General features: G+C 72.6%; 31 protein-coding genes and 7 tRNA genes. 25 read left to right on the top strand and 13 right to left on the bottom strand.

Features of this window, described 5'->3' with window-relative positions:
• Positions 1-252: 252 nt before the first annotated feature.
• From ACBJ32_RS34095 to ACBJ32_RS34085, 3 genes are read left to right on the top strand one after another with little or no spacing between them, the layout of a single operon-like run.
• The gene (locus tag ACBJ32_RS34095; RefSeq protein WP_375130249.1) at positions 253-1,395 is read left to right on the top strand and encodes an MFS transporter; all 1,143 of its coding nucleotides are present in this window, start codon (positions 253-255) and stop codon (positions 1,393-1,395) included.
• A 10-nt stretch (positions 1,396-1,405) separates the two neighbouring features.
• The gene (locus ACBJ32_RS34090) at positions 1,406-1,729 is read left to right on the top strand and encodes a hypothetical protein (RefSeq protein WP_375130248.1); all 324 of its coding nucleotides are present in this window, start codon (positions 1,406-1,408) and stop codon (positions 1,727-1,729) included.
• A 19-nt stretch (positions 1,730-1,748) separates the two neighbouring features.
• A complete protein-coding gene (locus tag ACBJ32_RS34085; RefSeq protein WP_375130247.1) occupies positions 1,749-2,141 on the top strand; it encodes a hypothetical protein in 393 nt (130 codons plus the stop codon).
• Between the two features lie 243 nt (positions 2,142-2,384).
• On the opposite strand, the gene ACBJ32_RS34080 is transcribed toward ACBJ32_RS34085, so the two are convergent.
• Positions 2,385-2,930 carry a GNAT family N-acetyltransferase gene (locus ACBJ32_RS34080; RefSeq protein ID WP_375130246.1) on the bottom strand — a complete coding sequence of 182 codons (546 nt, stop codon included), beginning with the start codon at positions 2,928-2,930 and terminating at the stop codon, positions 2,385-2,387.
• 60 nt (positions 2,931-2,990) lie between these two features.
• Here ACBJ32_RS34080 and ACBJ32_RS34075 point away from each other — a divergent pair, with 60 nt between their 5' ends.
• Positions 2,991-3,461: a MarR family transcriptional regulator gene (locus ACBJ32_RS34075; protein ID WP_357889639.1), complete on the top strand. Its 471-nt coding sequence runs from the start codon at positions 2,991-2,993 to the stop codon at positions 3,459-3,461.
• Between the two features lie 457 nt (positions 3,462-3,918).
• On the opposite strand, the gene ACBJ32_RS34070 is transcribed toward ACBJ32_RS34075, so the two are convergent.
• Positions 3,919-4,314: a RidA family protein gene (locus tag ACBJ32_RS34070; protein WP_375130295.1), complete on the bottom strand. Its 396-nt coding sequence runs from the start codon at positions 4,312-4,314 to the stop codon at positions 3,919-3,921.
• Between the two features lie 135 nt (positions 4,315-4,449).
• On the opposite strand from ACBJ32_RS34070, the gene ACBJ32_RS34065 reads away from it, so the two are divergent.
• On the top strand, positions 4,450-5,424 hold the full coding sequence (locus ACBJ32_RS34065; RefSeq protein ID WP_375130245.1) for a helix-turn-helix transcriptional regulator: 975 nt from the start codon (positions 4,450-4,452) through the stop codon (positions 5,422-5,424).
• A gap of 164 nt (positions 5,425-5,588) precedes the next feature.
• On the opposite strand, the gene ACBJ32_RS34060 is transcribed toward ACBJ32_RS34065, so the two are convergent.
• The 9 genes from ACBJ32_RS34060 to ACBJ32_RS34020 all read right to left on the bottom strand — a co-directional run bounded on the left by ACBJ32_RS34060 (position 5,589) and on the right by ACBJ32_RS34020 (position 8,416).
• Entirely contained in the window at positions 5,589-6,407 is an 819-nt protein-coding gene (locus tag ACBJ32_RS34060; protein WP_375130244.1) for a nitroreductase/quinone reductase family protein, read from the bottom strand.
• Positions 6,408-6,696: 289 nt separating this feature from the next.
• A tRNA-Cys gene (locus ACBJ32_RS34055) sits at positions 6,697-6,769 on the bottom strand.
• Positions 6,770-6,790: 21 nt separating this feature from the next.
• Positions 6,791-6,871: transfer RNA gene (locus tag ACBJ32_RS34050), tRNA-Tyr, on the bottom strand.
• A gap of 15 nt (positions 6,872-6,886) precedes the next feature.
• Positions 6,887-6,963: transfer RNA gene (locus tag ACBJ32_RS34045), tRNA-Arg, on the bottom strand.
• A gap of 1 nt (position 6,964) precedes the next feature.
• Positions 6,965-7,037: transfer RNA gene (locus ACBJ32_RS34040), tRNA-Glu, on the bottom strand.
• A 1-nt stretch (position 7,038) separates the two neighbouring features.
• Positions 7,039-7,114: transfer RNA gene (locus tag ACBJ32_RS34035), tRNA-Leu, on the bottom strand.
• A gap of 6 nt (positions 7,115-7,120) precedes the next feature.
• Positions 7,121-7,192, bottom strand: a tRNA-Gly gene (locus ACBJ32_RS34030).
• Position 7,193: 1 nt separating this feature from the next.
• Positions 7,194-7,267 (bottom strand) — tRNA-Ala (locus ACBJ32_RS34025).
• Positions 7,268-7,609: 342 nt separating this feature from the next.
• Positions 7,610-8,416, bottom strand: a complete 807-nt coding sequence (locus ACBJ32_RS34020; protein WP_375130294.1) for an SDR family NAD(P)-dependent oxidoreductase — start codon at positions 8,414-8,416, stop codon at positions 7,610-7,612.
• Between the two features lie 138 nt (positions 8,417-8,554).
• Between ACBJ32_RS34020 and ACBJ32_RS34015 the strand changes: the two genes are divergently transcribed.
• The 10 genes from ACBJ32_RS34015 to ACBJ32_RS33970 all read left to right on the top strand — a co-directional run bounded on the left by ACBJ32_RS34015 (position 8,555) and on the right by ACBJ32_RS33970 (position 16,604).
• Entirely contained in the window at positions 8,555-9,148 is a 594-nt protein-coding gene (locus ACBJ32_RS34015; protein ID WP_357889651.1) for a TetR/AcrR family transcriptional regulator, read from the top strand.
• Positions 9,149-9,181: 33 nt separating this feature from the next.
• Positions 9,182-9,964, top strand: a complete 783-nt coding sequence (locus ACBJ32_RS34010) for a MerR family transcriptional regulator (protein WP_375130243.1) — start codon at positions 9,182-9,184, stop codon at positions 9,962-9,964.
• A 23-nt stretch (positions 9,965-9,987) separates the two neighbouring features.
• A complete protein-coding gene (locus ACBJ32_RS34005; RefSeq protein WP_375130242.1) occupies positions 9,988-10,626 on the top strand; it encodes a TetR/AcrR family transcriptional regulator in 639 nt (212 codons plus the stop codon).
• Positions 10,627-10,628: 2 nt separating this feature from the next.
• A complete protein-coding gene (locus ACBJ32_RS34000) occupies positions 10,629-10,922 on the top strand; it encodes a DUF6204 family protein (RefSeq protein WP_375130241.1) in 294 nt (97 codons plus the stop codon).
• 61 nt (positions 10,923-10,983) lie between these two features.
• The gene (locus ACBJ32_RS33995) at positions 10,984-11,538 is read left to right on the top strand and encodes an RNA polymerase sigma factor (protein WP_375130240.1); all 555 of its coding nucleotides are present in this window, start codon (positions 10,984-10,986) and stop codon (positions 11,536-11,538) included.
• Complete coding sequence (locus ACBJ32_RS33990; protein WP_357889666.1) at positions 11,538-12,359, top strand: hypothetical protein; 822 nt, start codon at positions 11,538-11,540, stop codon at positions 12,357-12,359. The genes ACBJ32_RS33995 and ACBJ32_RS33990 overlap by 1 nt, the downstream gene beginning before the upstream one ends.
• Before the next feature lie 112 nt (positions 12,360-12,471).
• On the top strand, positions 12,472-13,848 hold the full coding sequence (locus tag ACBJ32_RS33985; protein ID WP_375130239.1) for a hypothetical protein: 1,377 nt from the start codon (positions 12,472-12,474) through the stop codon (positions 13,846-13,848).
• The gene (locus ACBJ32_RS33980) at positions 13,845-14,411 is read left to right on the top strand and encodes a helix-turn-helix domain-containing protein (RefSeq protein WP_375130238.1); all 567 of its coding nucleotides are present in this window, start codon (positions 13,845-13,847) and stop codon (positions 14,409-14,411) included. The genes ACBJ32_RS33985 and ACBJ32_RS33980 overlap by 4 nt, the downstream gene beginning before the upstream one ends.
• Before the next feature lie 17 nt (positions 14,412-14,428).
• Positions 14,429-14,956, top strand: coding sequence for a GNAT family N-acetyltransferase (locus ACBJ32_RS33975; protein ID WP_375130237.1), 528 nt, complete (start codon positions 14,429-14,431; stop codon positions 14,954-14,956).
• 85 nt (positions 14,957-15,041) lie between these two features.
• Positions 15,042-16,604: a carboxylesterase/lipase family protein gene (locus ACBJ32_RS33970; protein WP_375130236.1), complete on the top strand. Its 1,563-nt coding sequence runs from the start codon at positions 15,042-15,044 to the stop codon at positions 16,602-16,604.
• On the opposite strand, the gene ACBJ32_RS33965 is transcribed toward ACBJ32_RS33970, so the two are convergent.
• The gene (locus ACBJ32_RS33965; RefSeq protein WP_375130235.1) at positions 16,585-17,400 is read right to left on the bottom strand and encodes a MurR/RpiR family transcriptional regulator; all 816 of its coding nucleotides are present in this window, start codon (positions 17,398-17,400) and stop codon (positions 16,585-16,587) included. The two genes, ACBJ32_RS33970 and ACBJ32_RS33965, sit on opposite strands and share 20 nt — an antisense overlap.
• Positions 17,401-17,464: 64 nt before the next feature.
• On the opposite strand from ACBJ32_RS33965, the gene thrC reads away from it, so the two are divergent.
• The 10 genes from thrC (at position 17,465) to ACBJ32_RS33915 (ending at position 25,168) form a co-directional block, all read left to right on the top strand.
• Positions 17,465-18,529 (top strand): threonine synthase, encoded by a 1,065-nt coding sequence (gene thrC, locus ACBJ32_RS33960; protein WP_375130234.1) that lies wholly within the window; start codon positions 17,465-17,467, stop codon positions 18,527-18,529.
• Positions 18,530-18,689: 160 nt separating this feature from the next.
• Positions 18,690-19,352, top strand: coding sequence for a DNA/RNA non-specific endonuclease (locus tag ACBJ32_RS33955; RefSeq protein ID WP_375130233.1), 663 nt, complete (start codon positions 18,690-18,692; stop codon positions 19,350-19,352).
• 24 nt (positions 19,353-19,376) lie between these two features.
• A complete protein-coding gene (locus tag ACBJ32_RS33950) occupies positions 19,377-19,976 on the top strand; it encodes a biotin transporter BioY (RefSeq protein WP_357889689.1) in 600 nt (199 codons plus the stop codon).
• Positions 19,977-19,983: 7 nt separating this feature from the next.
• A complete protein-coding gene (locus tag ACBJ32_RS33945) occupies positions 19,984-21,348 on the top strand; it encodes a class I adenylate-forming enzyme family protein (RefSeq protein WP_375130232.1) in 1,365 nt (454 codons plus the stop codon).
• Position 21,349: 1 nt separating this feature from the next.
• Positions 21,350-22,480: a thiolase family protein gene (locus tag ACBJ32_RS33940; protein WP_375130231.1), complete on the top strand. Its 1,131-nt coding sequence runs from the start codon at positions 21,350-21,352 to the stop codon at positions 22,478-22,480.
• Complete coding sequence (locus ACBJ32_RS33935) at positions 22,480-23,157, top strand: energy-coupling factor ABC transporter ATP-binding protein (protein ID WP_375130230.1); 678 nt, start codon at positions 22,480-22,482, stop codon at positions 23,155-23,157. The genes ACBJ32_RS33940 and ACBJ32_RS33935 overlap by 1 nt, the downstream gene beginning before the upstream one ends.
• Positions 23,154-23,759, top strand: a complete 606-nt coding sequence (locus ACBJ32_RS33930) for an energy-coupling factor transporter transmembrane component T family protein (RefSeq protein WP_375130229.1) — start codon at positions 23,154-23,156, stop codon at positions 23,757-23,759. Before ACBJ32_RS33935 ends, ACBJ32_RS33930 begins: the two co-directional genes overlap by 4 nt.
• 52 nt (positions 23,760-23,811) lie before the next feature.
• Entirely contained in the window at positions 23,812-24,165 is a 354-nt protein-coding gene (locus ACBJ32_RS33925) for a metalloregulator ArsR/SmtB family transcription factor (protein ID WP_357889704.1), read from the top strand.
• Entirely contained in the window at positions 24,162-24,776 is a 615-nt protein-coding gene (locus ACBJ32_RS33920; RefSeq protein ID WP_375130228.1) for an SRPBCC family protein, read from the top strand. Before ACBJ32_RS33925 ends, ACBJ32_RS33920 begins: the two co-directional genes overlap by 4 nt.
• Positions 24,776-25,168: a VOC family protein gene (locus ACBJ32_RS33915; RefSeq protein WP_375130227.1), complete on the top strand. Its 393-nt coding sequence runs from the start codon at positions 24,776-24,778 to the stop codon at positions 25,166-25,168. The genes ACBJ32_RS33920 and ACBJ32_RS33915 overlap by 1 nt, the downstream gene beginning before the upstream one ends.
• A gap of 190 nt (positions 25,169-25,358) precedes the next feature.
• Here ACBJ32_RS33915 and ACBJ32_RS33910 read toward each other — a convergent pair whose 3' ends face one another.
• Entirely contained in the window at positions 25,359-26,138 is a 780-nt protein-coding gene (locus ACBJ32_RS33910) for an SDR family oxidoreductase (RefSeq protein ID WP_375130225.1), read from the bottom strand.
• Positions 26,139-26,230: the final 92 nt, after the last annotated feature.

Raw genomic sequence — 26,230 nt, 5'->3', positions numbered from 1 at the left:
GATCTGCCATGCCGCCCACCAGGCCTCTCTCAACGCTAACTATCTCAACGTTCATTTATTTGACGTTGAGCTTCCTTCCATGGTGTTATCTCAACGTTGAGATTATCAACGCGGAGGGACCGGGATCGCCGTCCCCGCGCGTCCCCGGCCGTCCTCCGCCTGAACGATCAGAGGAAATCAGTGGCCACACACCATGGACACCCGCGCTCGGCCCTGAGGGCATGGCTGGGTGTCGCCGCCATCACAGCCAGTTTGTTCGTCTTTCTCACGACCGAGCTCATGCCGGTCGGCCTGCTCACTCCTGTCAGCGCCAGCCTGCACATCTCGGTGGGCGTCGCCGGGCTGATGGTCACCCTGTACGGCGTTTCAGCCGGGCTGGGCGTGCCCTTCATCGTGGCCTGGACCAGGCGCGTCAACCGGCGCGTGCTCCTGTCGACGCTCCTGGCCATCCTGACCGTGGGAAACTGTGTCACCGCCGTCGCGCCCAGCTATCCCTTGGTCCTGACGACCCGGCTGGTCATGGGATTCGCCAGCGGCGTGTTCTGGGCCATCGGCGTGAGCATGGCGATGCGCCTGCTCCCCGAGCGCCAGGCCAGCAGGGCGGCCGCGGTCGTCATGTCGGGCATCTCGATCGCCGCCGTCGTCGGCATCCCGCTGGGAACCGTGCTGGAAAGCCTCACCGACTGGCGGACCACGTTCCTCATCTGGAGCGGCCTCAGCGCGCTGGTGTTCCTCGCCGTGGCGACCGTCGTCCCGTCGCTGCCGTCGGCGAACGCGGTCCCGGTCAGGGAAGTCTTCGCGCTCCCGTTCAGGAACGTGCCGCTGCGCCTGGTGCTCGGCACGGTCGTGCTCTTCGTGCTCGGCCACTTCGGGGCGTACACCTTCGTACGGCCCTTCCTGGAGGGCAGCACCTCCGCCGCACCCGCCTTCATCACCGTCGTGCTGATGATCTACGGCGTGGGCGGCGCCATCGGGAACTTCGTCGCCGGCTACACGGTGAACAGAAGCCTGCGGGGCAGCTTCATCGTCGGCTGCGCGGGGCTCGTGGTGTCGATGCTGTTGCTGCTCACGACCGGCCACGGGCAGGCCGGGTCGATCGTCGCGCTCGTGCTCTGGGGGGTTTCCTTCGGCGTCGTGCAGTTGTGCCAGGTCAACATGACGCAGGCGGCCGCGCCCGACACCTTCGAAGCCGCCATGTCGCTCAACACCATGGCCTACAACACCTCCATCGCGCTCGGAGCGCTCTTCGGCGGGCTGTTCGCCGATCACCTGGGGGTCACGAGTGTGGTCTGGTTCGGCGTGGTGCTGACGGCGGCCTCGCTGCTCCTCACGCTCGGCACCGGCCGGCGCACCTCACGCGCCGCCTCCGACGAGGAACTGGTCGCCACCCGGTGAGCCCGTCCTGGTGGGACGCACATCCCGCCAGGGCCATGGCCATGCGGCCATCCAGCTGGGGCGTGCGACCCGCCACGACCACGCCCGCGCGACGACCCGGCTGGACGCGCATCCCGCCACGACCACGCCCGCGCGACGATCGGCGCGCGACCGTGGCGGGATCTCCGACGCCTGGCGGATGAGCCAGGCAGCGGCGGCCGGGAGGATGGCCGACATGGATCCCCAGCTTGAGGCCCGCATCCCGGGCGCCCGGGATGCGTTCCCCACCCCCGGGCGCCCGAGTCTCGTCCTCCGCCCCGAGGGCGCGATGATCGCCACTGTGGTGGTGGGATAGCCCGCCGACCTTCGATCCCATGCTCACGGAACGCGTGCTGAGCGGCGGCGCCGGTGAGTACGTGGTGAAGGCCATATTCGTCGAGGCCGGCGGGGTCACCGCCGGGCTGATCGGACCGGTCGTGATCAGCGGCATCGTCGCGGCATGGGCGGCTGCGCAGCAGGGGCGGTGGAAGAGCGGCGCCCTCGCAGGCACGGCTGGTCCTCTCCTGCTCTGCTCCGTCTATTTCACGATCGACCCAGGCCTGAGCGATCAGGAGAGCATTCAGGACACTCTGTGGGGGTATGCCGTCTTTGCGGTGCCGGTCGGGCTGTGCGTCAGCACCATCACCGCCACCGTCGCCGCCCAGATCGTCGCGAAACGGAAGCGGCCGGGTGCTGACCAGCTCCGGCAACCCAGATTCGAGTCGTGAAGAAACATCTGCGTCGTCCCAGTTTCGAGTATCTCGATCCTGGCCTGGCTCTCCGCGGCCGATCACCGGCCTCGCCGGAACGGGTTCATGACGTTGTGCCGTACCGGCCGGCCTCGCCGGTACGGGCTCACGTCGTTGTGCCGTCCGCCACGATGCGTGGCCGGTGCCTCCTGGTGAGCCTTCGGCTTCCGACCGATCCGCCCGACACCGCGGCCCGGGGCAGCGCGCCCCCGCAGCCGCGCCTCAGCTGGGTAAGAGGTGGCGGACCCGCACGGTGTTGAGCGTGGTGGTCGGGCCGGTCTTGCCGCCCTCGCATTCGCCGGCCTTGACGAAACCGTGCTTGTCGTAGATCTGGTCCAGCTCGGCGCTTCCGGCCCAGTGGTCAAGGCCCAGGGCCGGTGCTCCGTGCGCCCTGGCCTGGCGGGCGGCCTCCTCCAGGAGGACGTGGCCCACGCCCCGCCCGGCCGGGCCGCGGGCGGACATGATGGTGTGGATGAACAGGGAGCCTTCGGGGATCAGCCCCGGCGGGATGCGCGGCGGGGGCGAGGGAGCCAGGGCCAGGAGGCCCACGCAGGTGCCGCCTCGTTCGGCCGTGGTGATGGCGCCCTGCGACGTCCAGCCCGTGAAAAGCTCGGGGAAGCCGGGGAGGCGTGAGAACGGCACGGTGCCCCACTGCTCCGTGCGGCCTCGTGCGACGAGCCAGGTCAGGACCGAGTCCATGAGTGCGAGCAGGGCAGGGATGTCCTGCGTCGTGGCTGGGCGCAGCGTGAGGTGCTGGTCGTCCGACATGCTCGTCTCCCTGGGGAGTAGGATGCTGGCGAGAGAAACTTTAGTTTTCTAAGGATTAGATTGTCAAAGCAGAGCGTGATCGATGCCGTCACCAAGGCCGTGCAGGATCTGCAGGACGCCACCGACGTGCTGGACGAGCGGGCCGCGCGCCGCCTCGCCATCAACCGCACGGACCTGCGCTGTCTGAGCCGGTTGAGCACGCGCGGGCCGCTGACGGCCAGCGAGCTGGCGACCGCAGCCGGGCTCACCGGCGGCGCCATGACCACCGTGATCGACCGGCTCGAGCGGGCGGGGCTGGCCGAGCGGCGCCGCGATGCCGCCGACCGCCGCCGCGTCCTCGTCCACCTGACGGAGCACGCGGAGCGGATGAGTGCGGAGATCTGGGGTCCCGTGCTGACGGATGCGCAGGTCGAGCTGGGGAAGTTCAGCCTGGCCGAGCTCGCCGTGATCGAGAGGTTCCTGTCGCTGGCGTTGAAGAACCAGCAGGATCACGCCGAGCGCCTGCGAGGGCCTGTCCCGGAAGCCGGGTGAGGAGTCTCGATCGAGGGGCTGGGTGTGCTCGCAGAGAGGCGTTCCTCGCCGTTGGCGGGCTTCGCCCGGGTGGAGGGCGACCGCCTGCCGGGAACCCGGGGCCGTGGACGGTGGGACCCGCATCCTGTTCGCCGCCCGCCACCAGAGCGCCTGAGGCCAGGCGGGCCGGCCAGTGACGGCGAGCGGCCACACGGCGGGTCGGGCGGGTGAGTGCTCGCGGGCACCCACACGGCCGAGCGGGCGGGTCAGCGATCGCGGGCGGCCACACGTACCCGGGCGAGGCGTTCTTACGGCCTGACGGAGGCGTCCCTTGCGTTCTGGCGGAGGCGTTCCCTTGCGCCCCGGCAGCGGCGCGGGCGCCTGCCGCTCCCTTTCGGCGGTCTTCCCCAGCGTGCTCGACGAGCGGACCGCCCCTGTGCCGCCTCCCGCAGCCCTGCCGGAGGCGGCACAGGCCGCATCACGCGACGGCGGTCCCCTCCAGCTCGACCATCAGGTCAGGGATCGCCAGCCGTGTCACCCCGAGCATCGTGGTGGTCGGCGCCACCCCGGCCGCGCCCAACCGCGACGCCAGCACGCCGTAGTGCTCGAAGAGCCGATCGACGTCGGTGGTGTACACGTTGAGCCGGACCAGGTTCGCCAGGGACATTCGGGCCTCGCCGAGCACGGCCTCCAGGTTGTCGAGGCTCAGCGCCAGCTGCGCCGCCATGTCATCGGCATGCTGGGGCTTGCCGTCGCCGCTCATCGCGGTCTGCCCGGACAAGTACAGGGTCCGGGTGTGCCCGGAGACGATCTCACCCTGGTTGTACCCGAGCTCCACCGACCAGGCCCACGGGTTGACCGCCGTTCGCTCCATTGCCACATCAGCTCCATTCGATTTCGTCGACTTCACGCAGGGCCGCAGGCCCGGGGGCCGCCGCCTTTCGTGACGTCGAAGAGCCTCCCAGCGAATCACGACATCCTTTGTCGTGTATTTCGGTAATGTCCTCGCATGCGCGCCGACCGGCTGGTTTCCCTGGTGTTGCTGCTGCGGCAGCACGGCCGGATGTCCGCGACCGCGCTGGCCCGCGAGCTGGAGGTGTCCACCCGCACCGTGCTGCGCGACATCGAGGCGCTGTCCGCGGCCGGCGTCCCGGTCTACGCCGAACGCGGCCGGCACGGCGGGTTCGCGTTGTTGCCCGGTTTCCGCACCGAGCTCACCGGGCTGAACCACGACGAGGCCCTCGCCCTGCTGGTCGCCGGCTCGCGGCGCGGCGCGCAGGCGTTCGGCCTCGGCTCGGCGCTCGCTTCGGCGATGCTCAAGGTGGTCGACGCGCTGCCCGAGAGCTACCGGCACACCGCGGCCGGCGCGGCCGAGCGCTTGCTCATAGACCCGGAGACCGACCTCCTCTCGCGCCGCCTGGTCGACGAGGAGGTGCCCGACGCCATCGTGGCCACGGTGCTGCGCGCGGTGTTCACCGGGCGCAGGCTGCGCATCCACTACGCGGCTGTGGACCGGAGCCCGCAGTGGCGCACGGTGGACCCGATCGGCCTGGTCACCGTGCGCGACAGGGGCTACTTGCTGGCCACGCGGTCCGGCGCGGACCGCACCTACCGGCTGTCCCGGGTCCTGGCCGCCGAGGAACTCGCCGAACCCGCGCAGCGCCCGGACCGGGTCGATCTGGACCGGGCCTGGCAGGAACGCAGCACGCGGTTCCGGACCGGTGGTGACCAGGTCGCCGTGCGGGTCCGGCTGAACCCGGCGCGGCGGGAGGACCTGGTGGGCACCGCGCTGGCCGTCCTGGCCGAAGAAACCGACCCGGACGGCTGGCTGCGGCTGGAGGTGACCTTCCAGGACTCCCGGCACGCCGAGTGGGCGCTGTGGCAGCTCAGCACGAACGCCGAAGCCCTGTCCCCGCAGTGGTTGCGCGACTCCCTGCGCAACCGCGCCACCGCGATCGCCGCCCGCTACGCAGTGCCGTCCTGACCCGCGGCCCTGACCTGCGACCGTCCTGACATGCGGCCGTCAGCATGACCGGCGCCGCGCACGCCGTCGTTCTCAGGAATCCACGTGCTCTTGGCGCCGGGCCCGGACGCGATGCCAGGATACGTTCCCGCCTGTTCCTTCTGCCACAACGACACCATGGAAGATCAATTCAGCAGCGGGACGAGCTGCTCCTCCTCGTAGTCCAGATGGGCCTCCAGTTCCCGGGTGAGCCGCTCCACCTCCGCGAGCAGCTCGGCCGGTTCGACGTCCTCGGCGCGCAGCAGCGCCTGCAGCTCCCCGAGCAGCCGCGCGACGACCGCGTGCTCGTCCCGCAGCCGCGCCATCACCGGCGCCAGCTCCGGATACCGATCCTCCAGCGCGGGGAACATGTACTCGTCCTCGCGCGAGTGGTGCACGTGCAGTCCCTGGCACATGGTCAGGCAGTTGACCCGGAGCTGGGCGGCCAGGCGCGGACCGGAGGCGGCCACCTCCCGGCGGATCAGGGCCAGCTCGCGGCGGAAGTTGTCGTGCATGGAGATCAGCGCGTCGCCCATCCGGCCGGTGGGCGGTCCGAAGTCGGTCGGCACCAGCGCCACCACGGGCAGCGTCCGCCCGGACCTGGCCTCGTACGCGCCCCAGCCCGGGTCCAGCTCGACGGCGCGGGCGAACACGCGGTCACGCTCCTCGCCGTCGAGCACCACCGCCTTGGCCGTGTACGTGAACAGGCCGGTCTCCACCGTGACCTGCGGATCGGCCCGCAGGTTGTGGTACCAGGCCGGGTGCTTGGGCGAGCCGCCGGCGGAGGCGATGACGAGGAGGCGTTCGCCGTCGGGCAGGTAGCCGAGCGGCGTGGTGTGCGGGGCGCCCGATCTGGCGCCGGTGGTGGTCAGCAGGAGCAGCCTGGCTCCTTCGAAGGGGCCGCCGACCTGGCCCTTGTTCGCGCGGAACTCGTCGATGATCTGCTGGTTGAAGTCCATGGGCATGCTTTTTCCGGCTCCTGGCGGGTGAGATGTCGAAAAGGACGAAAAACCCGCGCGGGCATGCCGACACGCAGCGGGCTTCTACGACACCGCCGAGGGCATGGGATGACGCGCGGGCGCAGTGCGCTCAGGCACGACCGACAGTGTGAGTGGTCACGGCGTCATCCCCTTTGATTCGGCGCCTCCATGCCCCGACCGTCCTCCCGGCCGGCGACACGCGACGCGACGGTTATTACGCACACATCCCGGCAGAACTGTCAAGCCGTACGGATCTCCGCAGCGGAAGCACCCTTGGAGACGCAGGCGAGAGTCGAACTCGCACGGGCCGGTTTTGCAGACCGGCCTCCGCACCGGCGAACTGCGCCGCGATGGACCAGGCAGGGGAGTGCGCGAGGACGGAGTCGAACCGCCACAGCCGAAGCGTCCGGTTTACAGCCGGGTGGGCTCCCCGCGTGCCCAGCTCGCGCAGAAGGGGAAATCAGTGGCCCCAGCAGGGATTCGAACCTGCGACGGACCCGGCTTCGTAGGCCGGCGCTCTGTCCCATTGAGCTATGGGGCCGTACCCCGTACCGGATTCGAACCGGCGATCTCCCGGGTGAAAGCCGGGTGTCCTGACCACTGGACGAACGGGGCGTGGTACGTCCGGCGGGATTCGAACCCGCACCGTCCGGCTCCTTAGGCCGGTGCCTCTCCCCTTGGGCTACGGACGCGTGCAGAGCCGCAGCGGGGACTCGAACCCCGTCCTGCTGGGTGGAAGCCAGCTGCCTTACCAGTTCGGCCTCTGCGGCGTGGTGGACCGACGGGATCTCGAAACCCGAACTCCTGCTTGCAAGGCAGGTGTGATGCCTTTTCACCATCAGCCCATGGTGCTCCGCCGTGGAGTTGTCAAAATGCGCGGCCCGCATTCCGGGCAGGGGGAAAAGAAAAGGCCGCCTGGTGTTCACCTGGCGGCCTCCGGAATACTCCTCTTCGGGGTTTATCCAGAAGCCGTCCCGAGCAGGGCGCAGCCGAGCGCCGCAGGTCGGCGATAGCAACACCGTTCCTGCCCGAGTGCGGCGGCTGCGAGGAGCATGACTGGCCTTTCCTTGTCTGATCGGTGGAGGGGGCGGATCGGCGCCGCCCCGTGTTCCGTTGTCTTTGACATTAATGGCGGGCCCGGCGGCCGTGCCACCTATTTATGTGACGTGTGAGCGCGCGGAAAGGTTTCATCCCGGCGCCAGCCGGCTGAGCCGTTCCCAGGCACGGTATTGCTCGGCGCGGGCCTGCTCCATGTGCAGCACGATGTCGTAGGAGGCGCTGCCGACGATCAGCCGCACCGGCGGCTCCGGCAGGTCGACCAGCTCCATGATGACGGGCGCGGCGGTGCTCGGGTCGGGGCCGGCGTCGTCGCCCCACATCTCGGCCAGCTTGGCGCGCAGTTCCGCGTAGCCGGGGTCGGGTTCGGTCGCGGTGGTGCCCACCGTGAACAGGCCGGTGTCGTAGCCGCCCATCTGGAGGATGGTGACCTTGACGCCGAACGGCTCGACCTCCATGGCCAGCGCCTCGCTCACGGAGTCGAGCGCCGCCTTGCTCGCCGCGTACATGCCGGTCGAGGCGAAGCCGCCGCCCGCGCCCATCGAGGTGACCTGGAGGATGTGGCCCGAGCCCTGGGCCCGCAGGTGCGGCACGACGGCCTGGGTGACCCAGACGGCGCCGAAGAAGTTCACGTCGAAATGGGCTCTGAGCTGCTCCTCCGTGGCTTCCTCCAGCATGCCGAACAGCATGCCGCCGGCGTTGTTGAGCACGATGTCGAGCCTGCCGAACGCGGCCACGGCCCGGTCCACGCCCTCGAACACGGCCGCGCGGTCGGACACGTCGAGCGGCAGCCGTACGAGAGCGCCGGGGTGTTTGCGGGCCAGTTCCGCCAGCGGCTCCACGTTCCGCGCCGCCGCGACGACCTGGTCGCCGGCGGCCAGCGCCGCCTCCGTGAACGCCCGTCCGAGGCCGCGCGACGCACCGGTGATGAACCACACTCGGGTCAAGATTTCTCTCCTCAGTGAGCAACTGCGAGACGATACGAACCGTCTCGCTGAATGCCTCTACTGTGAGGCGTGCGTCCCGTCGTGTCAAGACGGAGCGTCTCGTCTCGTCGAGCTGCTATGCTGCCTCGCATGCCGAAGCACCCCGACCCCTCCCGCCGCAGCGAGCGCTCCCGCCAGGCCATCCTCGCCGCCGCCCGCGAGCTGGTCTCCGAGGTGGGCTACGCCAAGGTCTCCATCGAGGCCATCGCCGCCCGGGCCGGCGTGGGCAAGCAGACGATCTACCGCTGGTGGCGGTCCAAGGGGGCGGTGGTCTTCGACGCGTTCCTGGCGCTCAGCGAGGCGGAAGAGGGCGGTATGGCGCTGCCCGACACCGGCGACATCGAAGCCGACCTGAAGCTCGTGATGCGGGCCACGGCGGCGGAGTTCGCCGATCCGGCGTTCGAGGGGCCGATCAGGGCGCTCAACACGGAGATCATCAACGACCCCGACCTCGCCGCGCAGTACCGCGAACGGCTGGCCGCGCCGGTGGACGAGGCCAAGAAGGCGCGCCTTCGCAGCGCGCAGCGGGCCGGCCAGATCGCCGCCGACGCCGACCTCGACCTGGCCCTGGAGCTGCTGTACGCGCCCCTCTTCCAGCGCTGGCTGCACCGCTCGGGCCCGCTGACCCCCGAGTACGCCGACGCTCTGGTGGATCTGTTCCTCAAGGCCGTGCGCCCGACTTGACGTTGACGCCACGTCAACGTCTTAACTGGAGGCATGCGGATCGGAGAGCTGGCCGCGTTGCTCGGGGTATCCACCCGGACGGTGCGCTACTACCACCACCAGGGCGTGCTGCCGGAGCCGCCGCGCCTGGCCAACGGCTACCGCGAGTACGGCATGCGCGACGCCGTCGCCCTGGCCCGCGTCCGCCGCCTGGTCGAGCTGGGGCTGAGCCTGGACGAGGCTCGCGACGTCATCGCGGAAGACCGTTCCAGGGAGCTGCCCGAGATCCTCGCCGAGATCGATGCCGACCTCGCGGCGCAGGAGCGGGAGATCCACCTGCGGCGGGCCCGCCTGGCGGAGGTGCTGGCACGCGCCGAGGACGGCACGCTCGGCCCCGACGACACCGCCTCGCCCGACCTGGTGGCCTTCCTGCGCGTGGTGGACGTGCCCGCGTCGAAGAGCGCCGCCTGGGATCGCGACCTGCTCGTGCTGGTGGACAGCATGTCGGCGGCGCCCGACCGGCAGCGGACGCTGGCGATGCTCGACACGCTGGCCGTCAACCCCGCCACGGCGGAGCGCGGGCAGGAGTTCTACCGCAGGCTGGACGAGCTCGCCGATGCCGAGCCCGACGACCCCCGGGTGGCGCCGCTGGCCGCGACCCTGGCCGACTACAGCGTCGAGCACGTGCTGCACGAGCTGCGGCCGGGTCCCGGCTGGGACCCGCAGCAGCTCGAGCCGTTCCTCGAAGCGCTGGCCCCCGCGCAGGCGGAGGTCATCCGGCAGGCGACCCGCCTCATCGCGGCTCAGCTGAACGATCCAAAAATGCAATCGACTTAAAGCTTGTAGTACGCTTCAGTTTTATGACCGAAGGACTGCGCGAGCGCAAGAAGCGGCAGACCAGGCAGCGCATCTCCGAGGTGGCCATCGGCCTGTTCGTCGAGCGCGGCTTCGACAACGTCACCATCGCCGAGGTCGCCGCCGCCGCCGAGGTGTCGGTGAACACCGTCTACAACTACTTCCCGGCCAAGGAGGACCTGGTCCTGCCGCCAGAGGAGGCCTCGCCGCAGCGGCTGGCCGGCATCGTGCGCGAGCGGGCCGCCGGCGAGTCGGCGGCGGGCGCGGTGCTGGCGCGGCTGCGCCAGGAGGTGCGCGGGCGCGAGCGCCAGGTGGGCCTGACGGCCGGGTTCGGGCGGGTGCTGGAGATGATGCGGGCCGCGCCCACGCTCACCGCCCGGCTGGAGGCGCTCGGCCACCAGATGACCGACGCGCTGGCCGAGCTGCTGGCCGAGGAGAGCGGCGCCGCGAAGGACGATCCGCTGCCGCGCGTCATCGCCTGGCACCTCGGCAGCCTGCACGCGCTGGTGCTGTCGGAGATCGGCCGGCGCACGACGGCGGGCGAGCGGCCCGACACGATCGCGCGAGCCGTGCTGGAGCTGCTGGACGCGGCGGAGAGCGTGCTGGGCGAGCGGGTCCTGGCCTACGCCGTGCGAGGGGAGTGACCGTGTTCAGGGTGACGATCAGGGGCAAGTTCAAGGGGCTCGATGACGCGGGCAGGGCCGCCGTGCTGGCGGCGGCGGGCGCCGGGTACACCGAGGCCGGCACGTTCACGCACGACGCGAGCGTGTCGGTGTTCACGTTCCGCTGCCAGGTGCCCGCCGAGGGCCCGGACGACGGCGAGGACGACGCGGCGCTGGGAGCGATGGCGGCGCTGGAGGCGTACGGGGTCCCGCACGAGATCCTGAAAATCGCGGTGACCGACATGCGGGACATCAAAATTCGCCGGAAATCGGGGTGAAACTATCCGGTAGGTGCGGACAGGTACGGGGTGTCGGACCTATCGGATGAGAGAAGGCAGCGTGACCCGCCATGACCGCAAGCAGCGCTTCGAGGTGATTTACGTTGCCAACTACGCCGACATCCTTGCCTACATCCGGCGGCGTACCGACTCCCACGAGGACGCCGCCGACACCCTCGCCGAGACGTTCGCCACGGCCTGGCGCCGCCTGGACGACATCCCGGAGGGGCGGGACGCGCGGCTGTGGCTGTTCGGAGTGGCCCGACGGGTGCTGGCCAACGGCCGCCGCGCCGAGTCGCGCCGCAGCGAGCTGGTGGAGCGGCTCGGCCGGGAGCTCGCCGTGTGGGCGGAGCGGGTTGAGGCCGGCGAGAGCCTGGCGGGCGTGCAGGAGGCGTTCGCGCGGCTGAGCGCCGACGACCGGGAGATCCTCGCGCTGGCAGGCTGGGAGGGGCTGGGCTCCGACGAGATCGCCACCGTCCTGGGCTGCTCGCGGGCCAACGCCCGGCTGCGGCTGCACCGGGCCCGCAAACGGCTGGCCACGCATCTGGACGCGGCAGGCATCGACCTGGCCCGCATCGGCCTGCGGGCCGTCGCCATGACGAAAGGGGCCATGTGATGCACGAGATCGACCGCCTGGTGGCCGGCATCGCACCCGACCCCGGCCCCGGCACCACGCCGATCGCCAGGGAACTGCTGGAGGAGATCACCTCCGCTCCCGTCGCCGAGTCCCGCGACCGCAGGTGGCCGCGCAGGTGGGCGGCCGTGCCGGTGCTGGCCACGCTGGCGGCCCTGCTCTCCTTCGGCCTCGCCCAGGCGCCCGCCTCCGCCGCGCTGGACATCGAGGTGGTGGACGACCACTACGTGATCACGGTCAAGGACCTGATGGCCGACCCCGAGGTGTACCAGCGCGAGCTCCGGGCCAGGGGCCTGGACATCACGCTCGACCTGGCGCCGACCTCCGCCAGCCTGACGGGCCAGATGTTCGTGATCAACGACATGGACCGGCTCAGGTCCGGCGAGCCGGTGCCCGCCGAAGGCCCGATCACCACGATCGACTCCCCGGGCCCGTGCGAGCGGTTCCTGGGTTGCCCCATCGGGGTGAAGGTGCCGATCGACTTCGACAAGAAGGCCGAGATCACGCTCGGCAGGCGGGCCCTGCCCGGCGAGCGGTACAAGATGCCGCCCGGCATCGCCAGGCCCGGCGAGCCCCTGCACTGCGTGGACTACGTCAACAAGACCGTCGCCGAGATCTCGGCCCTGCTGCGCGAGCGGGGCGTCACGCCGTCGTACATCTCCCACGGCCGGCCCTCGGGCCCCTCGGCGCCAGGCGACTGGTACGTGCACGACGGCGTCATGTCCGCCGACGGCCAGGCACTCCTGCTGGTCGGCGCCGAGCCCAGCACCCGGCGCGGCGTGGTGCCCGAGTCTCGCTGCTGAGCTTTCCCTGAGCCTTCTGGGCGCGCGCGGCTGAGCGCGCGCCCACTTTCACCGCCATGCGTCGTCCTCGGCATGCGCGGACCCCAGTCATGCCCCCACGATCGGATTTCGCGTGCTCACCGACACCCGCCCCGCGCTGCCCGCGCAGCGCCGCCTCGCCGCACTCGCCGGCCACCGCGTCTTCGCCACGCTGCTGGCCCTGGCCGCCGCGCTGCGGGTGGTGACGATGCTCGGCTACCGCCCCGTCACCCTCTACTGGTACGACTCCTTCACCTACCTCGACACCGCCGTGCACCCGGCCCCGTCGGCGACCTTCCACCCGATCGGCTACCCGCTGCTGCTGCGGGCGCTGCTGCCGTTCCACAGCGTGGAACTGGTCGCGGCCGTCCAGCACGCCGCCGGCCTGGGCACCGGGATGCTGCTCTACGCGGTGCTGCGCCGAAGGTCGGCGCCCGGCTGGGTGGCGGCGTCGGCGGCGGTGCCGCTGCTCTTCGACGCCTCCTTCCTGCGGCTGGAGCACGGCGTGCTGTCCGACACGCAGTTCATCTTCCTCGTCGTGGCCGGGCTGGCCGTGCTGATGTGGTCGCCGAGGTTGTCCGCGCGCGCCGCCGCCGGGGCCGGCCTGCTGTTCGCCGCGGCCGCGCTGACCAGGACGATCGCGCTGCCGCTGCTCCTGCTCGTCGTGCTCGTCCTGGCCGTGCGGCGGGTGGGGTGGCGGCCACTGGCCGCGCTGGTCCTGGCCGGCGCGCTGCCCCTGGCCGGCTACGCCGCCTGGTACGCCCAGCACCACGGCCGGTTCGCCATCAGCGGCGCCGACGGCGTCGCCCTGTGGGCGCGCACGATGACGTTCGCCGACTGCGCCCGCATCCAGCCGCCGCCCGATCTGGCCCGCCTGTGTCCCAACGGGACGAAGGTGGACGCGGCCTCGGAGTACGTGTGGGCGCCCGGGGCCTCGCTCAACCTGCTGCCCGGCGACCGCTTCACGCACAACGACCTGGCCCGCTCGTTCGCGATCGGCGCCATCCTCGCCCAGCCCCTGGACTACCTGGGCCACGTCGCACGCGACACCGGCATCGCCTTCTCCTGGACCCCGATCCCGCACCCCGACCGCACCACGCCCGCGTTCGGCTTCAGGAGCGGCCACTGGGAGTTGCCCGGCCAGCCCTTGATCGACAAGGTCAAGCGCGAGTACGACCCGGACATCCGCGGCCTGTCGTCGGTCTCCCCGTACGCGGACTTCCTCATCGCCTACCAGTACGCCGCCTACCTGCGCGGCCCGTTCCTGGGCCTGATCCTCCTGCTGGGCGCGGTCGCCGCGGCGCGGCGGCCCCGCGTGGCGCTGCTGCCGTGGGCGGTGGCGATGGGCCTGCTGATCGGCCCGGTGGCGGTCCTGGACTTCGACCACCGGTACGTGCTGCCCGTCATCCCGGTCGCCTGCCTGGCCGCCGGCCTCGCGCATCCCAGATGTGGGATACGATCCCAAATGTGAGAAGTCTGGAGGACGTGGACGCCCGGCTCGCCGACCGCCTGGCCGAGCTGCGCGTCGAGCGGGGCTGGCCGCTGGAGGAGCTGGCGCACCGGTCCGGCATCAGCCGCTCGACGCTCTCGAGGCTGGAGCGGGGCGAGATCAGCCCCACGGCGGCCCTGCTCGGCAAGCTGTGCGAGGTGTACGGGCGGACGATGTCCCGGCTGCTGGCCGAGGTCGAGGACGAGCCGCCACAGGTCCTGACGGCCGCGGCGCAGCCGGTGTGGCGGGACGAGGAGTCGGGGTTCGTGCGCCGCTCGATCTCCCCGCCCCATCCCGGGCTGCGGGGCGAGGTGGTCGAGTCGACGCTGCGGCCGGGGGCCGACATCTCCTACGACGCGCCGCCCGTACCGGGGCTGGAGCAGCACATCTGGGCCCTGGAGGGAGCGGTGGAGATCACCGCCAACGGCCGCACGCACCTCGTGGAGGCGGGCGACTGCCTGCGCTTCCGCCTGTGGGGCGCCTCCCGCTTCCGCTGCCCCGGCCCTGGCCCGTCCCGATACGCGATCTTCGTCGTCCTGCCCTGATCAGAAGAGGGGATCACATGCGCACCATCGCCCGCCTGTCCGCCGGGGAGTTCGAGCGCTGCGTCAAGGAACTGGCCGCCCTGCTGGTCGACGCCGTGGACGACGGCGCCTCGCTGGGGTTCGTGACACCGTTCGACCACGAGGCCGCGGCCGCGTGGTGGCGGGCTCAGGCCCCGGCGGTGGCCTCCGGCGGCCAGATCGTGTGGGCCTGCCGCCTCGACGGCGTCATGGCCGGCACCGTCAGCCTGATCCCGGCCGCCAAGGCCAACGCCCGCCACCGCGCCGAGATCGTCAAGCTGATGGTCCACCGCGACGCCCGCGGCCAGGGCCTGGCGCGCGCCCTGCTGGCCGTGGCCGAGCAGGCCGCCCTGGACGCCGGAGCCACCCTGCTGCTGCTCGACACCGAGACCGGGAGCACCGCCGAGCACGTCTACCTGTCCGGCGGCTGGACCCGCTACGGCATCGTCCCCGACTACGCCGCCTCCCCTGACGGCACCCTGCGCGACTGCAGCTTCTTCTACAAACGCCTGACGCCGTCCGGCTGAGAGCTAGGCGATCGCCGGGCTCCCGTATACGGTCATGGCGCCCGCATGTGTACGGTCAGGGCGCTCCCGCCGGAAGGAGATTTCCGTGCGACTCATTCCCGCAGCAGCGATTCTGCTCCTCACCACCCTCGTCACCACCACCACCCCCGCCGCCGCCGACGCCGGGCCCCCGGGCCAGGTCCGGACGGACAAGGGGGTGGTGCGGGGCGAGGTCCTGAAGGACCGCCGGGAGTTCAAGGGCATCCCGTACGCCGCGCCGCCGGTCGGCGAGCTGCGCTGGAAGGCGCCCCGGCCGGCCGGCGCATGGCGGGGCGCGCGCGACGCCACGGCGTTCGCCGGGCAGTGCGCGCAACCCGCGACCCCCTTGGGCAGCCCCCAGGCGACCTACGACGAGGACTGCCTCTACCTCAACGTCACCACCCCGCGCCGCACCGGGCGGCTGCCCGTCATGGTCTGGCTGCACGGCGGCGGCAACCTCAACGGCAACAGCGCGATGTACGACGGCGCCAAGCTGGCGGTGGACGGCGGCGTCGTGGTCGTCACCGTCAACTACCGGCTGGGCGTGCTGGGCTGGCTGGCCCACCCCTCGCTGGAGGCCGGCGAGCGGTACCAGAGCGGCAACTACGGCCTGCTCGACCAGCAGGCGGCGCTGCGGTGGGTCCGCCGCAACATCGCGGCCTTCGGCGGCGACCCCGGCAACGTGACCCTGTTCGGCGAGTCGGCCGGCGCCGCCGACACCTGCGCCAACCTGGCCTCGCCGACCGCGGCGGGGCTGTTCCACCGCGCGATCCCGCAGAGCTACAGCTGCGCCTGGCCCACCAGGACCGAGCAGGAGGCCGAGACGGCCGGCGCCGCCTTCGCCGAGGCCGTGGGCTGCTCCGGCGCCGCCTGCCTGCGCGCGCTGCCGGCCAGGACGCTGCTGGAGGCCTACCAGGAGCAGAACCCGTACGCCGTGGCAGGAGCCGACGGCGTGCTGCCCGCGCAGCCCCGCGACGCCATCGCCTCGGGACGCTACAACCGCATGCCGATCATCCACGGCAACACCCTGGACGAGATGCGGCTGTTCATGTCGCTGCAGTTCCCGCAGCCGATCACGGTGGAGCAGTACGAGGGGTTCGTGCGCGAGGCGTACGGGCCGGCCGCCCCCGCGGTCCTGGCCCGCTACCCGGCCGCAGCCTATCCCGACCTGCGGATCGCGATCGCGACCCTGCTGACCGACTCCGGCTCGCCCTTGTCCACCTGCGGGCACCTGGACGCGCTGGGGCTGTTCGCGCGCTCAGGCGTGCCCGTCCACGGCTACCAGTTCGCCGACAGGACGGCGCCGCCGCTGATCGACGTGCCGGGATTCGAGGAGGGCGCGTACCACGCCTCGGAGCTGGAGTACCTGTTCCCAGGCCTGGTGCCCGGCGCCGAGCTGAACGCCGAACAGGAGCGGCTGTCGGACGCCATGGTGCGTTTGTGGACGTCGTTCGCCGCCACCGGCCGCCCCGAGGCGGCGGGCTGGCCGCGCTTCCGCTCCCCGGGCGACGTGCTGAGCCTGGCGCCCGGACCGGGCGGCATCCGCACGGTGAACCCGGCCGAGGCGAGCAACTGCGCGTTCTGGGAGTCGCTGGGGGCCACGCCGCGCGTCAGGACAGGGACCGGGTGAGCGCGTCGAGATCGGCCAGCCGCCGGGCCGGCGCGAGCCGGGCGGCCGTGGCGACGAGCAGCAGCTCGGTGACCGCGATCTCGTGCGCGAGCGGCGCGATCGGCCCGCTCGCCTCGCGCGGCAGGCTGATCAGCACCTCCGCGTGCGCGGCGAGCGGCGACCCCCAGGCGTCGGTGACGAGCACCAGGCGCGCCCCCCGCTCGTGCGCGGCGCGCACGAAGCGGGCGGTGTCGGGGGAGTAGCGCCGGAAGTCGTAGGCCACGACCACGTCGGACGGCCCCAGGTCCAGCACCGTACGGGCCCGCGCGGGCACCGGGTCGGGCACCCGGTGCGCGCCCGGGCGCAGGCTGGCGAGCTGGCGGATCAGGTACTCGGCCGCCAGCTCGCTCAGCGGGCCGCCGAGCGCCCACACGGTACGCGCCTCGGCCAGCAGCCCGGCGACCTGGTGGCAGAGCGGCTCGGGAACGGCGCTCAGGGTGCCGTCGAGCCCGGCGCGCAGGTCCTCCGCCGCCTGTCCCAGCCCCGCGGCCCCCGTGACGTGCTCCAGGAGCTGTGAGCGATCGCGGACCCCGTCGCGCACGGCCGCCTGGAAGGCGGCGAACCCCTCGAACCCGAGCCGGTCGAACAGCCGCGAGGCCGTCGGCGGGCTCACCCCCGCCCGCTCGGCCAGGGCGCGCAGCGAGCCCAGCGCCGCGAACGGATAGTCGTCGAGCAGCACGCGCACGACGGCGCGCTCCCCGGGCGGCAGCTCGGGATAGACGGCGCCGAGGCGGGCCGCGATCGGATCGTTCTCCACAATGACAAATGTTACACCAGACCCAATTTGGCGACATGTACGAAACAAGTGTTACGGTGCCGCCATGACTACCTGGCACGGCCTGATCGACAGCCCCTACCGGCGCTGGCTGCCGGTCACCGCCGACACCCCGTCCGTCTCGCTCAACGAGGGCAACACCCCGCTGCTGCGCTCGGAGCACCTGTCCCGGCTCACCGGCTGCGAGGTCTGGCTCAAGGTCGAGGGCGCGAACCCGACGGGGTCGTTCAAGGACCGCGGCATGACGGTGGCGATCAGCCGGGCCGCCGAAGCCGGCGCCGAGGCCGTCATCTGCGCCTCCACCGGCAACACCAGCGCCTCGGCCGCCGCCTACGCCGCCCGCGCCGGGCTGACCGCCGCCGTGCTGGTGCCCAGGAGCGGGGTCGCGCTGGGCAAGCTGAGCCAGGCCGTACGGTACGGCGCCGAGATCGTCGAGATCGACGGCACCTTCGACGACTGCCTGCGCGTGGCCCGCGAGCTGGCCGCCCACCACCCGATCGCGCTGGTCAACTCGGTGGGCAACGAGCTGCGCCTGGCCGGGCAGCGCACCGTGGCCTACGAGATCGCCGACGCCCTCGGCGACGCTCCCGACGTGCACTGCCTGCCCGTGGGCAACGGCGGCAACATCACCGCCACCTGGGGCGGCTACCGCAACTACCGCGAGGCCGGACTGACGTCGCGGCTGCCGCGCATGTGGGGCTTCCAGGCGGCCGGCGCGGCCCCGCTCGTGCGCGGCGAGCCCGTCGCCGAGCCCCGCACGGCGGCCACCGCGATCAACATCGGCCACCCGGCCACCTGGGACGGCGCCCTGGCGGCCCGCGACGAGTCCGGCGGGCTGATCGCCGCGGTGACCGACGAGCAGATCTTCGCGGCCTACCGGCTGGTGGCCCGCCGCGACGGCGTCTTCGCCGAGCCCGCCTCGGCGGCCGGCGTGGCGGGCCTGCTCGACCTGCACGCCAGGGGCGAGCTGGAGCGGGGCCTGCGCATCGTGATCACGCTCAGCGGCAACGGCCTGAAGGACCTCGACGCCTCCCTGCGTGACGGTTACACCGCGACGGAGACCTCGGCCGCCACCGCGGACGTGGCCCGCGCCCTGCGCCTGGCTGCCTGAAACAACCAACAGTAACTACTTGGTAACGTTATGTGACTCTGGTCACGGGCATGGATGTCGCGACAAAGCCGACGAGGCGGCCGATAAGGCCATTTGCCTGCCCCTCCATCGGCCTACTGCGCCTGGCCGGCGAACTCCCCTTTCACGAGAGGAACGCCCCGTGCCCGCACTTCTCCCTGCCCTGCGCCGCGCGAGCGCCGCCGCCCTGCTGCTCACCGCCGGAGCGGCGGCCCCCGCGTACGCGCCCGACAGCGCTCCCTGCGAGCGCCACCTGAAGCCGGCCCACACCTACCACGCCCACCGCCAGACCTTCACCACCGACGACGCGGGACGTCCCGTCGAGGCGCTGGCCAGGAAGCTCGTGGACAGGTCCGCCACGCGCACCGCGTGCCAGAGCACGGTGGGCGACTGGGGCGGGCGCGGCGACTGGAACGGCGGTCACCTCATCGCCGCCTCCTTCGACGGCGTCGGCCTGCGCTACAACCTGGTCCCCATGCGCGGCAGGCAGATCAACCAGGGCCTGATGAAACGCATCGAGGACGGCGCCCGCTCCTGCCTGGAGGGCGACCACGCCGTGACCGACTACCGGGTCCGCCTGCGTTACCCCGGCCGCACGGCCCTGGCGCCCGACCAGATCCGGATCACCCTGTCGGCCTCCGGGAAAGTGGAGTTCACGCTGCCGAACCGCGAGCTCACCGCCAAGGAGCTGCGCACCCGGCAGGAGGAGATCACCAGGACGTTCGAGAAGCTCTGTGCGAACGGTAGCGGTCGCCAGCAGATGATGCCCGGGAATGTTGTGGGATCCCTCCATGCCCGTTCGTGACCGTCGTGGTGTGAGATCGACCCCATGAAGAAACAGCGCGGGTTCGCGATGCAGACCCTGGCGAGGGTGGCCGTGTTCGCGGCGCTCATCGCCGTCCTCGGCGTGCCCGGCACGTTGAACGTCTTCGGTGCCGCCGTTCCCATCACGCTGCAGACGATGGGCGTGATGCTGGCGGGGGTGATCCTGGGCTCCTGGCGGGCCGCGCTGGCCGTCCTGGTGCTGCTCGTACTGATCGCCGCCGGTCTGCCGCTGGCGGCCGGCGGGCGGGGCGGGCTCGGGGTCTTCACCGGGCCGTCGGCCGGGTTCCTGATCGGCTGGCTGCCGGGGGCGGCGGTGACCGGCTGGCTGGTGGAGCGGGCGGGCCGCAGCCCGAGCACCCTGCGGCTGTTCCTGGCCTGCTTGGTAGGTTGCGTCGGCGTGATCTATCTGTTCGGGATTCCCGTCTGGGCACTCGTGGGCGGGATGTCGCTCGGCGCGGCGGCGTGGAGCACCCTCATCTTCCTGCCCGGCGACCTGATCAAGGCGGGGCTGACCGCGGTCGTGGCCAGGGGCACGCAGCGGGCCTACCCCGACGCGGTGCCCGCCGTGCACCAGGAACGCGTGCGCTCGGGCGGGGGGCGTTGACCCTTCGATGCCCGTAGCTCGACACGTCCTGTCGCACGCCGCCGGGCGCCCGTCCCGGCTCGCGGTGTGCGGCCCCCAGGGCGAGCTCACCTACGCCGAGCTCGCCGACAAGATCAACGGTGCCGCCCGTCACCTGCGCGGCCGGGGCGTCGGCCCCGGCGCGCTGGTCGCCATCGCCCTGGCCGACCCCGTGGAGCTGCTCACCGCCGTGCTGGCGACCGACCTCGCCGGGGCCACGCCGCTGGTGGGCGACCACGCCTGGGACCGCGAGCGGTGGGACCAGGTCACCGGTGAGGACCTCGCCGCCCGCATCGGCGCGCCGCTCCCGTACGCGGCGGGCGCGCCCGTGCGCGTCGAGGCCGGCCCGCACGATCCGGCCTGGGCGTGCTTCAGCTCCGGCAGCACCGGCCGCCCCCGCGCCGTCGTGCGCACCCGTGCCTCGTGGACCGGCTCCTACCCGCATCTCGACGAGCTGACCGGGATCGGCCCCGACGACGTCGTGCTGGTGCCGGGCCCGCTCGTCTCCTCCCTGTACGCCTTCGCCGCCCTGCACGCCCTGGCCACCGGCGCGACGGCCGTCGTGCCCGGCCGCTGGCCTGGCCGCTCCCTGACCGCCCACCTGGCCGGGGCGAGCGTCGTGCACGTGGTGCCGCACCGGCTGCCCGACGTGCTCCAGCGGCCCGGTTCGGTCCGCGTGGCCGTGGTCGGCGGCGCGGCGCTGGGCCCCGGCGCGCGGGCGGACGCCGCCGCGGCCGGCGTGCGCGTCGTGTCGTACTACGGGGCCACCGAGCTGTCGTTCGTGGCCGTGGACGCCGACGGGGGCGGGCTGCGCCCCTTTCCCGGCGTGGAGATCGAGGTCCGCACCGGTGCCCACGGGCCGCTCGGCGAGGTGTGGGCCCGCTCGCCCTGGCTGGCCTCGGGATACCTGGCGGGCGCGGCCGGGCCGCTGCGCCGCGACGGTGACGGCTGGGTGACCGTCGGGGACCTCGCCGAGCCGTACCGGGCAGGACAGGCGCTGCGGCTGCGCGGGCGTGGCGACGGCGCGATCCAGACCGGCGGCGCCACCGTCGTGCCCGAGGACGTCGAGGAGGTGCTCAGGAAGGTGCCCGGCGTGGACGACATCGTGGTGGTCGGCCTGCCGCACCCGTCCCTGGGCTCGGTGGTGACGGCCGTCGTCGAGGCCGGGCGGGCGTCCACGCCGCCGCGCGCCCTGCTGGAGGCCACGGCCAGGGGCGGGCTGGACGCCGCGCAGAGGCCGCGCCGCTGGTTCGTGGTGCCGAGCCTGCCGCGCAACCCGACGGGCAAGCCCGCCCGGGGCCTCGTCGCCGCCCGGCTGGCCGGGGGCGACCCCGAGATCCGGCGGCTGGCCTGACATGGGCGACACCCCTGTGGTGGTGGCGGCGCGGCGCACGCCCATCGGCACGGCCGGGCACGCGTACAAGGAGCTGACCGTCGACCGGCTGGCCGCCCCCGTGATCGCCGCCGTCGCCGCCGACGTGCCAGGGCGGCGGGTCGACGACGTGGTGCTGGGCAACTGCATGGGGCCCGGCGGGAACGTGGCCCGGGTGTCGGCGCTGGCCGCCGGGCTGGGGCACGAGGTGCCCGGGCTGACGGTGGACCGGCAGTGCGGCAGCGGGCTGGCCGCGATCCTGGTGGCCGGGCAGGCGGTCCGCGCGGGGGAGTCGGACCTGGTGATCGCCGGCGGGGCCGAGAGCGCCTCGACGGCGCCGCTGCGCACGTTCAGGGGGGCGGCGCAGCCGTACGAGCGGGCGCCGTTCACCCCCGAGGGCCATCCCGACCCCGACATGGGGCCGGCCGCGGAGGCGCTGGCGGCGGCGTACGGCATCGGCCGCGACCGCCAGGACGCCTACGCCTGCCGCAGCCACGCCCGCGCCCTGGCGGCCAGGCAGGCGGGCCGCTTCGAGCAGGAGATCGTCCCCGTCGGCGAGCGCCGCGACGACCAGCGCCCGCGCCCGCTGCGCGCGGCGTCGCTGGCCCGCCTGCCTGCGGCGTTCGTCGCGGGAGGTACAGTGACGGCCGGTAATGCCTCCCCCGTCAGCGACGGCGCGGCGGCCGTGGCCATCGTGCCGGAGCGGCTGCGCGCGGGCCTGCCGGGGATGCGGCTGGTGGCCGGGTCCGTCGTCGGGTGCGATCCCGGGCTGCCCGGATGGGGGCCGGTGCCGGCGATCCGCCGGGTGCTGGCGCGGACGGGGGTGGACGTGGAGCGGGTCGCGGCGGTGGAGATCGTGGAGGCGTTCGCGGCGCAGGTGCTGGCGGTGACCGACGCGCTCGGGCTCGACCCGCTGGGCGCCGACGCCGAGCGGGTGTGCCCCGACGGCGGGGCCCTGGCGCTGGGCCATCCGTGGGGGGCCACCGGGGCTGTGGTGGTGACCAGGCTGTTCAGCAGGCTCGTGCGCGCCGCCGCCCCGCCGGGGACGCTGGGCCTGGCGGCGGCCGCGGTCGGGGGCGGGCTGGGCGTGGCCGCGCTGTTCGAGGTGGTGTGATGGCGATCGAGTTCGCCGACGTGCACGTCCGCCTCGGGCAGCGCGACGTGCTGCGCGGTGTCACCGCGTCCCTGCCCGAGCGGCGCGTCGGCGTGGTCGGCGCCAACGGCTCGGGCAAGAGCACGCTGGCCCGCCTGGTCAACGGCCTGGCGCTGCCCACCTCGGGCAGCGTCACCGTGCTCGGCCTGGACACCCGCCGCCACGCCGCCAGGATCAGGCGCGGCGTCGGCTTCCTGTTCACCGACCCCGACGCGCAGATCGTGATGCCCACGGTGGCCGAGGACGTGGCCTTCTCGCTGCGCCGCAAGGGCCTGTCGCGCGAGGAGATCGACCGGCGCGTGACGGAGGTCCTGGCCCGCTACGGCCTGGCCGATCACGCCGACCACCCCGCCCATCACCTGTCCGGCGGCCAGAAGCAACTCCTGGCGCTCTGCTCGATCATGGTCCTGGAGCCCGAGATCCTGGTCATGGACGAGCCGACCACGCTGCTGGACCTGCGCCACTCCCGCCAGGTCGCCGGCCTGCTGCGCGACCTGCCCCAGCAGGTGCTGGTGATCACCCACGACCTGCCGCTGCTGGACGGCTTCGACCGCGTGCTGGTGCTCGACGAGGGGCGCGTCGTCGCCGACGGCTCCCCCGAGGAGGCCATCGGCCACTACAGGAAGCTCATGGCGTGAACGGCCTGACCGGCGCCTACGTCCCCGGCTCGTCCGTCCTGCACCGCCTGCCCGCCGGCGCCAAGCTGGCCGGTCTCGCCGCGGCCTGCACCGTGCTGGTGCTGCTGCGCGCGCCGGTGGCCCTGGCCGCGGCGGGGGTGCTGGTCGCGGCCCTGTACGCGCTGTCGCGGGTGGGGGTGGCGGCGGCGTGGGCGCAGGTCAGGCCGGTGCGCTGGTTCGCGATGGTGCTGTTCGGGATGCAGCTCGTCTTCGCCGATCTGGACGGGGCGATCTCGACGACGCTGCGGGTGGTGCTGGCCGTGGCGCTGGCCGGGCTGGTCACGCTCACCACCCGCACGGCGGCCATGATGCGGACGCTGGAGCGGTGCCTGTCGCCGGCCAGGTTCGTGGGGCTGGACCCGTTCCGGCTGTCGTTGCTGCTGTCGCTGACCGTGCGGAGCGTGCCGGTGGTGGCCTCGCTGGCCGGCCGGGTGCGGGAGGCGCAGCGGGCCCGGGGCGTCGAGCGCAGCCTGCGGGCGTTCGCGGTGCCGCTGGTGGTCAGCTCGCTGCGGCACGCCGACGCGCTGGGGGAGGCGCTGAGCGCCCGCGGCCTCGACGACTGAACGATTATCCCAGGCTTGACTTATATAAGGCTTCACTGAAACACTGCAGGCCGTGCACGCATTCGACGTCCTCGGCGATCCGGTCCGCCGCCGGATCCTGGAGCTGCTCGCAGGCGGTGAGCGCAGCTCCGGAGAGGTCACCACCGTCATCCAGGACGAGTTCGGCATCTCCCAGCCGGCCGTCTCCCAGCACCTGCGGGTGCTGCGGGACAACGGGTTCGCCAGCGTACGGGCCGAAGGCACCCGGCGGCTGTACGCCGTCGAGCCGGGACCGCTGCAGGAAGTCGACCTCTGGCTGGAACGCTTCCGGGGTTTCTGGGACCAGCGCCTGGACGCGCTGGCCACGGAGCTGGCCCGGGGCAAGCGCGAACGCCGTCTGAACACCGACAAGGAAGACAACCCATGAAGATGATCGACCACCTCACACAGACACACCACGAACTGATCGACGGCGCCCGCAAGACCGTGGTGCTGCGCCGCCACTACGACGCCGAGGTGGAGGACGTCTGGCAGGCCTGCACCGACGCCGACCGGCTCAGCCGCTGGTTCCTGCCCATCAGCGGAGACCTCCGGCTGGGCGGCAAGTACCAGCTCGAGGGCAACGCGGGCGGGGAGATCCTGCGCTGCGAGCCGCCGAGCCTGCTCAAGGTCTCCTGGCTGTTCGGCCCCGACCCGGGCTTCTCCGAGGTCGAGGTGCGCCTGGCCGCCAAGGACGGTGGCACATTGTTCGAGCTGACCCACACGGCGGAGCCGCCGGAGGAGTTCTGGTCGCAGTACGGCCCCGGCGCCGTGGGCGTGGGCTGGGACCTGGCCCTGCTCGGCCTGGGCCTGCACCTGTCGGGTGGCGAGAAGGTCGACGAGGCCTCCTTCCACCTCACCGAGGAGGGCCGCGCCTACATCACGGGCAGCGCCCAGGCATGGGGCGAGGCCTACCGGGCCGCGGGCGCCCCGGACGACGTGGTGGCCGCCATGGTCGCCGCACTCACCGCGTTCTACGCCCCCGAGGAGGGCTCCTGATGAAGGTCACCACGTTTCTCATGTTCCAGAACGGCGACGCCGAGGAGGCGATGAACTTCTACGTGTCGCTGTTCGACGACGGCAAGGTGGTCGCCGTCGAACGCTTCGGCCCGGGAGAGCCCGGCCCGGAGGGCACGGTCAAGCACGCCCTCTTCACGCTGGCGGGGCGCGAGTACATGTGCATCGACAGCGTTCCCAAGCACGACTTCACCTTCACGCCGTCAATGTCGCTGTTCGTCGACTGCGACAGCGAGGAGCAGATCCAGCGCCTGTACGACGCGCTGGGCGAGGGGCGGCAGGCGCTCATGCCGCTCGGCTCGTACGGGTTCAGCACGAAGTTCGGCTGGGTCAACGACCGCTTCGGGGTCTCCTGGCAGCTCAGCCTGGCCTGAAACCCCACCGGGCCAGGCCCGACCGCGCCAGGGCCCGACGACGCACCTGGGCCCTGGCGCGTGGGGACTTGGCGCGCGGGGGCTTGGCGCGCCGCCGTCCGGGGCTGCGGTCCCAACCCGGCCCGGCCCGCCCGCTCCCACCGGCCCTGCCCGGCGCTGCGGGGCCGCAGGGCCGGGCGGGGCAGCAGCGTCAGACCAGGGCCTGCCCGCCGTCCACCGTGACCACCGTCCCGGTCATGAAGTTGTTGGCCATGAGGAACAGCGCCGCCGAGGCCGCCTCCTCCGCCGTGGCGAAGCGTCCCAGCGGCGTGCCCTGCCCGGCCGCCGCCATGGCCGCGTCGTCGGCCAGCCCCAGCGCGCCACGCGCGAGGGGGGTGTCCACGACGCCGAACCTGATCGCGTTGACCCGCTGCCTCCGTGGCGCCAGCTCCACCGCCAGGGCGCGGGTGAGCCCCTCGATGGCGCCGATGCTGGCGATGGCCGCGGAGGCGCCGGGGACGGGGCGGGTCAGGTAGTGGCCGGAGCTGAAGGTGATGGAGCCGCCGGCGGGCAGGCGCCGGGCGGCGGCCCTGGCCGTGCCGTACGCGCCCCAGATCCGGCCCTCCACGGCCTCGCGCACCTGGTCGCGCGGGGTGTCCAGCAGCGCCCCGGTGCCCAGGACGCCGGCCGTCACCAGGACGTGGTCGACCGGGCCCGCCTGGTCGAGGGCCTGGTCCAGGACGTCCTCCGCCGTGCCGTCGCCTGCGATGCCCGTCACGGAGGCGCCGGGCGTCGTGCGGAGCCGGTCCACCGCGGCCGCCAGGCGGGCGGGGTCGCGGGCCAGGAGGGCGACGCGGGCGCTCACGGAGGTCAGCAGGGCGCCGGCGGCCAGGCCGATGCCGGAGCTGCCTCCGACGATCAGCACCGTGCGGCCCTCCAGGGCGGTGGGCAGGGGCGAGGTGACGGGCATCGGGGCAAGGGTCGTGGACATGGGGACACACTCCTCGATGAAATAAACCATCTGGTTGGTTTAGCTCGTGGGCATCACCATGGCGCATGTTCGGCGAATAAGTCAACTGGATG

The sequence above is a fragment of the Nonomuraea sp. GTA35 genome (genome assembly GCF_041950525.1).
GTDB lineage: Bacteria > Actinomycetota > Actinomycetes > Streptosporangiales > Streptosporangiaceae > Nonomuraea.
The sequence above is the reverse complement of the archived record's forward strand: the minus strand, read 5'-3'. Positions and strand labels throughout refer to the sequence as shown.

Coding starts and splice junctions, on each gene's coding strand:
- ACBJ32_RS33945 (WP_375130232.1), top strand. CDS start 19,984: ATGCCCGTAGCTCGACACGTCCTGTCGCACGCCGCCGGGCGCCCGTCC.
- ACBJ32_RS34010 (WP_375130243.1), top strand. CDS start 9,182: ATGCGGATCGGAGAGCTGGCCGCGTTGCTCGGGGTATCCACCCGGACG.
- ACBJ32_RS33935 (WP_375130230.1), top strand. CDS start 22,480: ATGGCGATCGAGTTCGCCGACGTGCACGTCCGCCTCGGGCAGCGCGAC.
- ACBJ32_RS34085 (WP_375130247.1), top strand. CDS start 1,749: ATGCTCACGGAACGCGTGCTGAGCGGCGGCGCCGGTGAGTACGTGGTG.
- ACBJ32_RS34060 (WP_375130244.1), bottom strand. CDS start 6,407: ATGCCCATGGACTTCAACCAGCAGATCATCGACGAGTTCCGCGCGAAC.
- ACBJ32_RS34015 (WP_357889651.1), top strand. CDS start 8,555: ATGCCGAAGCACCCCGACCCCTCCCGCCGCAGCGAGCGCTCCCGCCAG.
- ACBJ32_RS33975 (WP_375130237.1), top strand. CDS start 14,429: ATGCGCACCATCGCCCGCCTGTCCGCCGGGGAGTTCGAGCGCTGCGTC.
- ACBJ32_RS33915 (WP_375130227.1), top strand. CDS start 24,776: ATGAAGGTCACCACGTTTCTCATGTTCCAGAACGGCGACGCCGAGGAG.
- ACBJ32_RS34070 (WP_375130295.1), bottom strand. CDS start 4,314: ATGGAGCGAACGGCGGTCAACCCGTGGGCCTGGTCGGTGGAGCTCGGG.
- ACBJ32_RS33940 (WP_375130231.1), top strand. CDS start 21,350: ATGGGCGACACCCCTGTGGTGGTGGCGGCGCGGCGCACGCCCATCGGC.
- ACBJ32_RS34005 (WP_375130242.1), top strand. CDS start 9,988: ATGACCGAAGGACTGCGCGAGCGCAAGAAGCGGCAGACCAGGCAGCGC.
- ACBJ32_RS33990 (WP_357889666.1), top strand. CDS start 11,538: ATGCACGAGATCGACCGCCTGGTGGCCGGCATCGCACCCGACCCCGGC.
- ACBJ32_RS34065 (WP_375130245.1), top strand. CDS start 4,450: ATGCGCGCCGACCGGCTGGTTTCCCTGGTGTTGCTGCTGCGGCAGCAC.
- thrC (WP_375130234.1), top strand. CDS start 17,465: ATGACTACCTGGCACGGCCTGATCGACAGCCCCTACCGGCGCTGGCTG.
- ACBJ32_RS33950 (WP_357889689.1), top strand. CDS start 19,377: ATGAAGAAACAGCGCGGGTTCGCGATGCAGACCCTGGCGAGGGTGGCC.
- ACBJ32_RS34080 (WP_375130246.1), bottom strand. CDS start 2,930: ATGTCGGACGACCAGCACCTCACGCTGCGCCCAGCCACGACGCAGGAC.
- ACBJ32_RS33920 (WP_375130228.1), top strand. CDS start 24,162: ATGAAGATGATCGACCACCTCACACAGACACACCACGAACTGATCGAC.
- ACBJ32_RS33910 (WP_375130225.1), bottom strand. CDS start 26,138: ATGTCCACGACCCTTGCCCCGATGCCCGTCACCTCGCCCCTGCCCACC.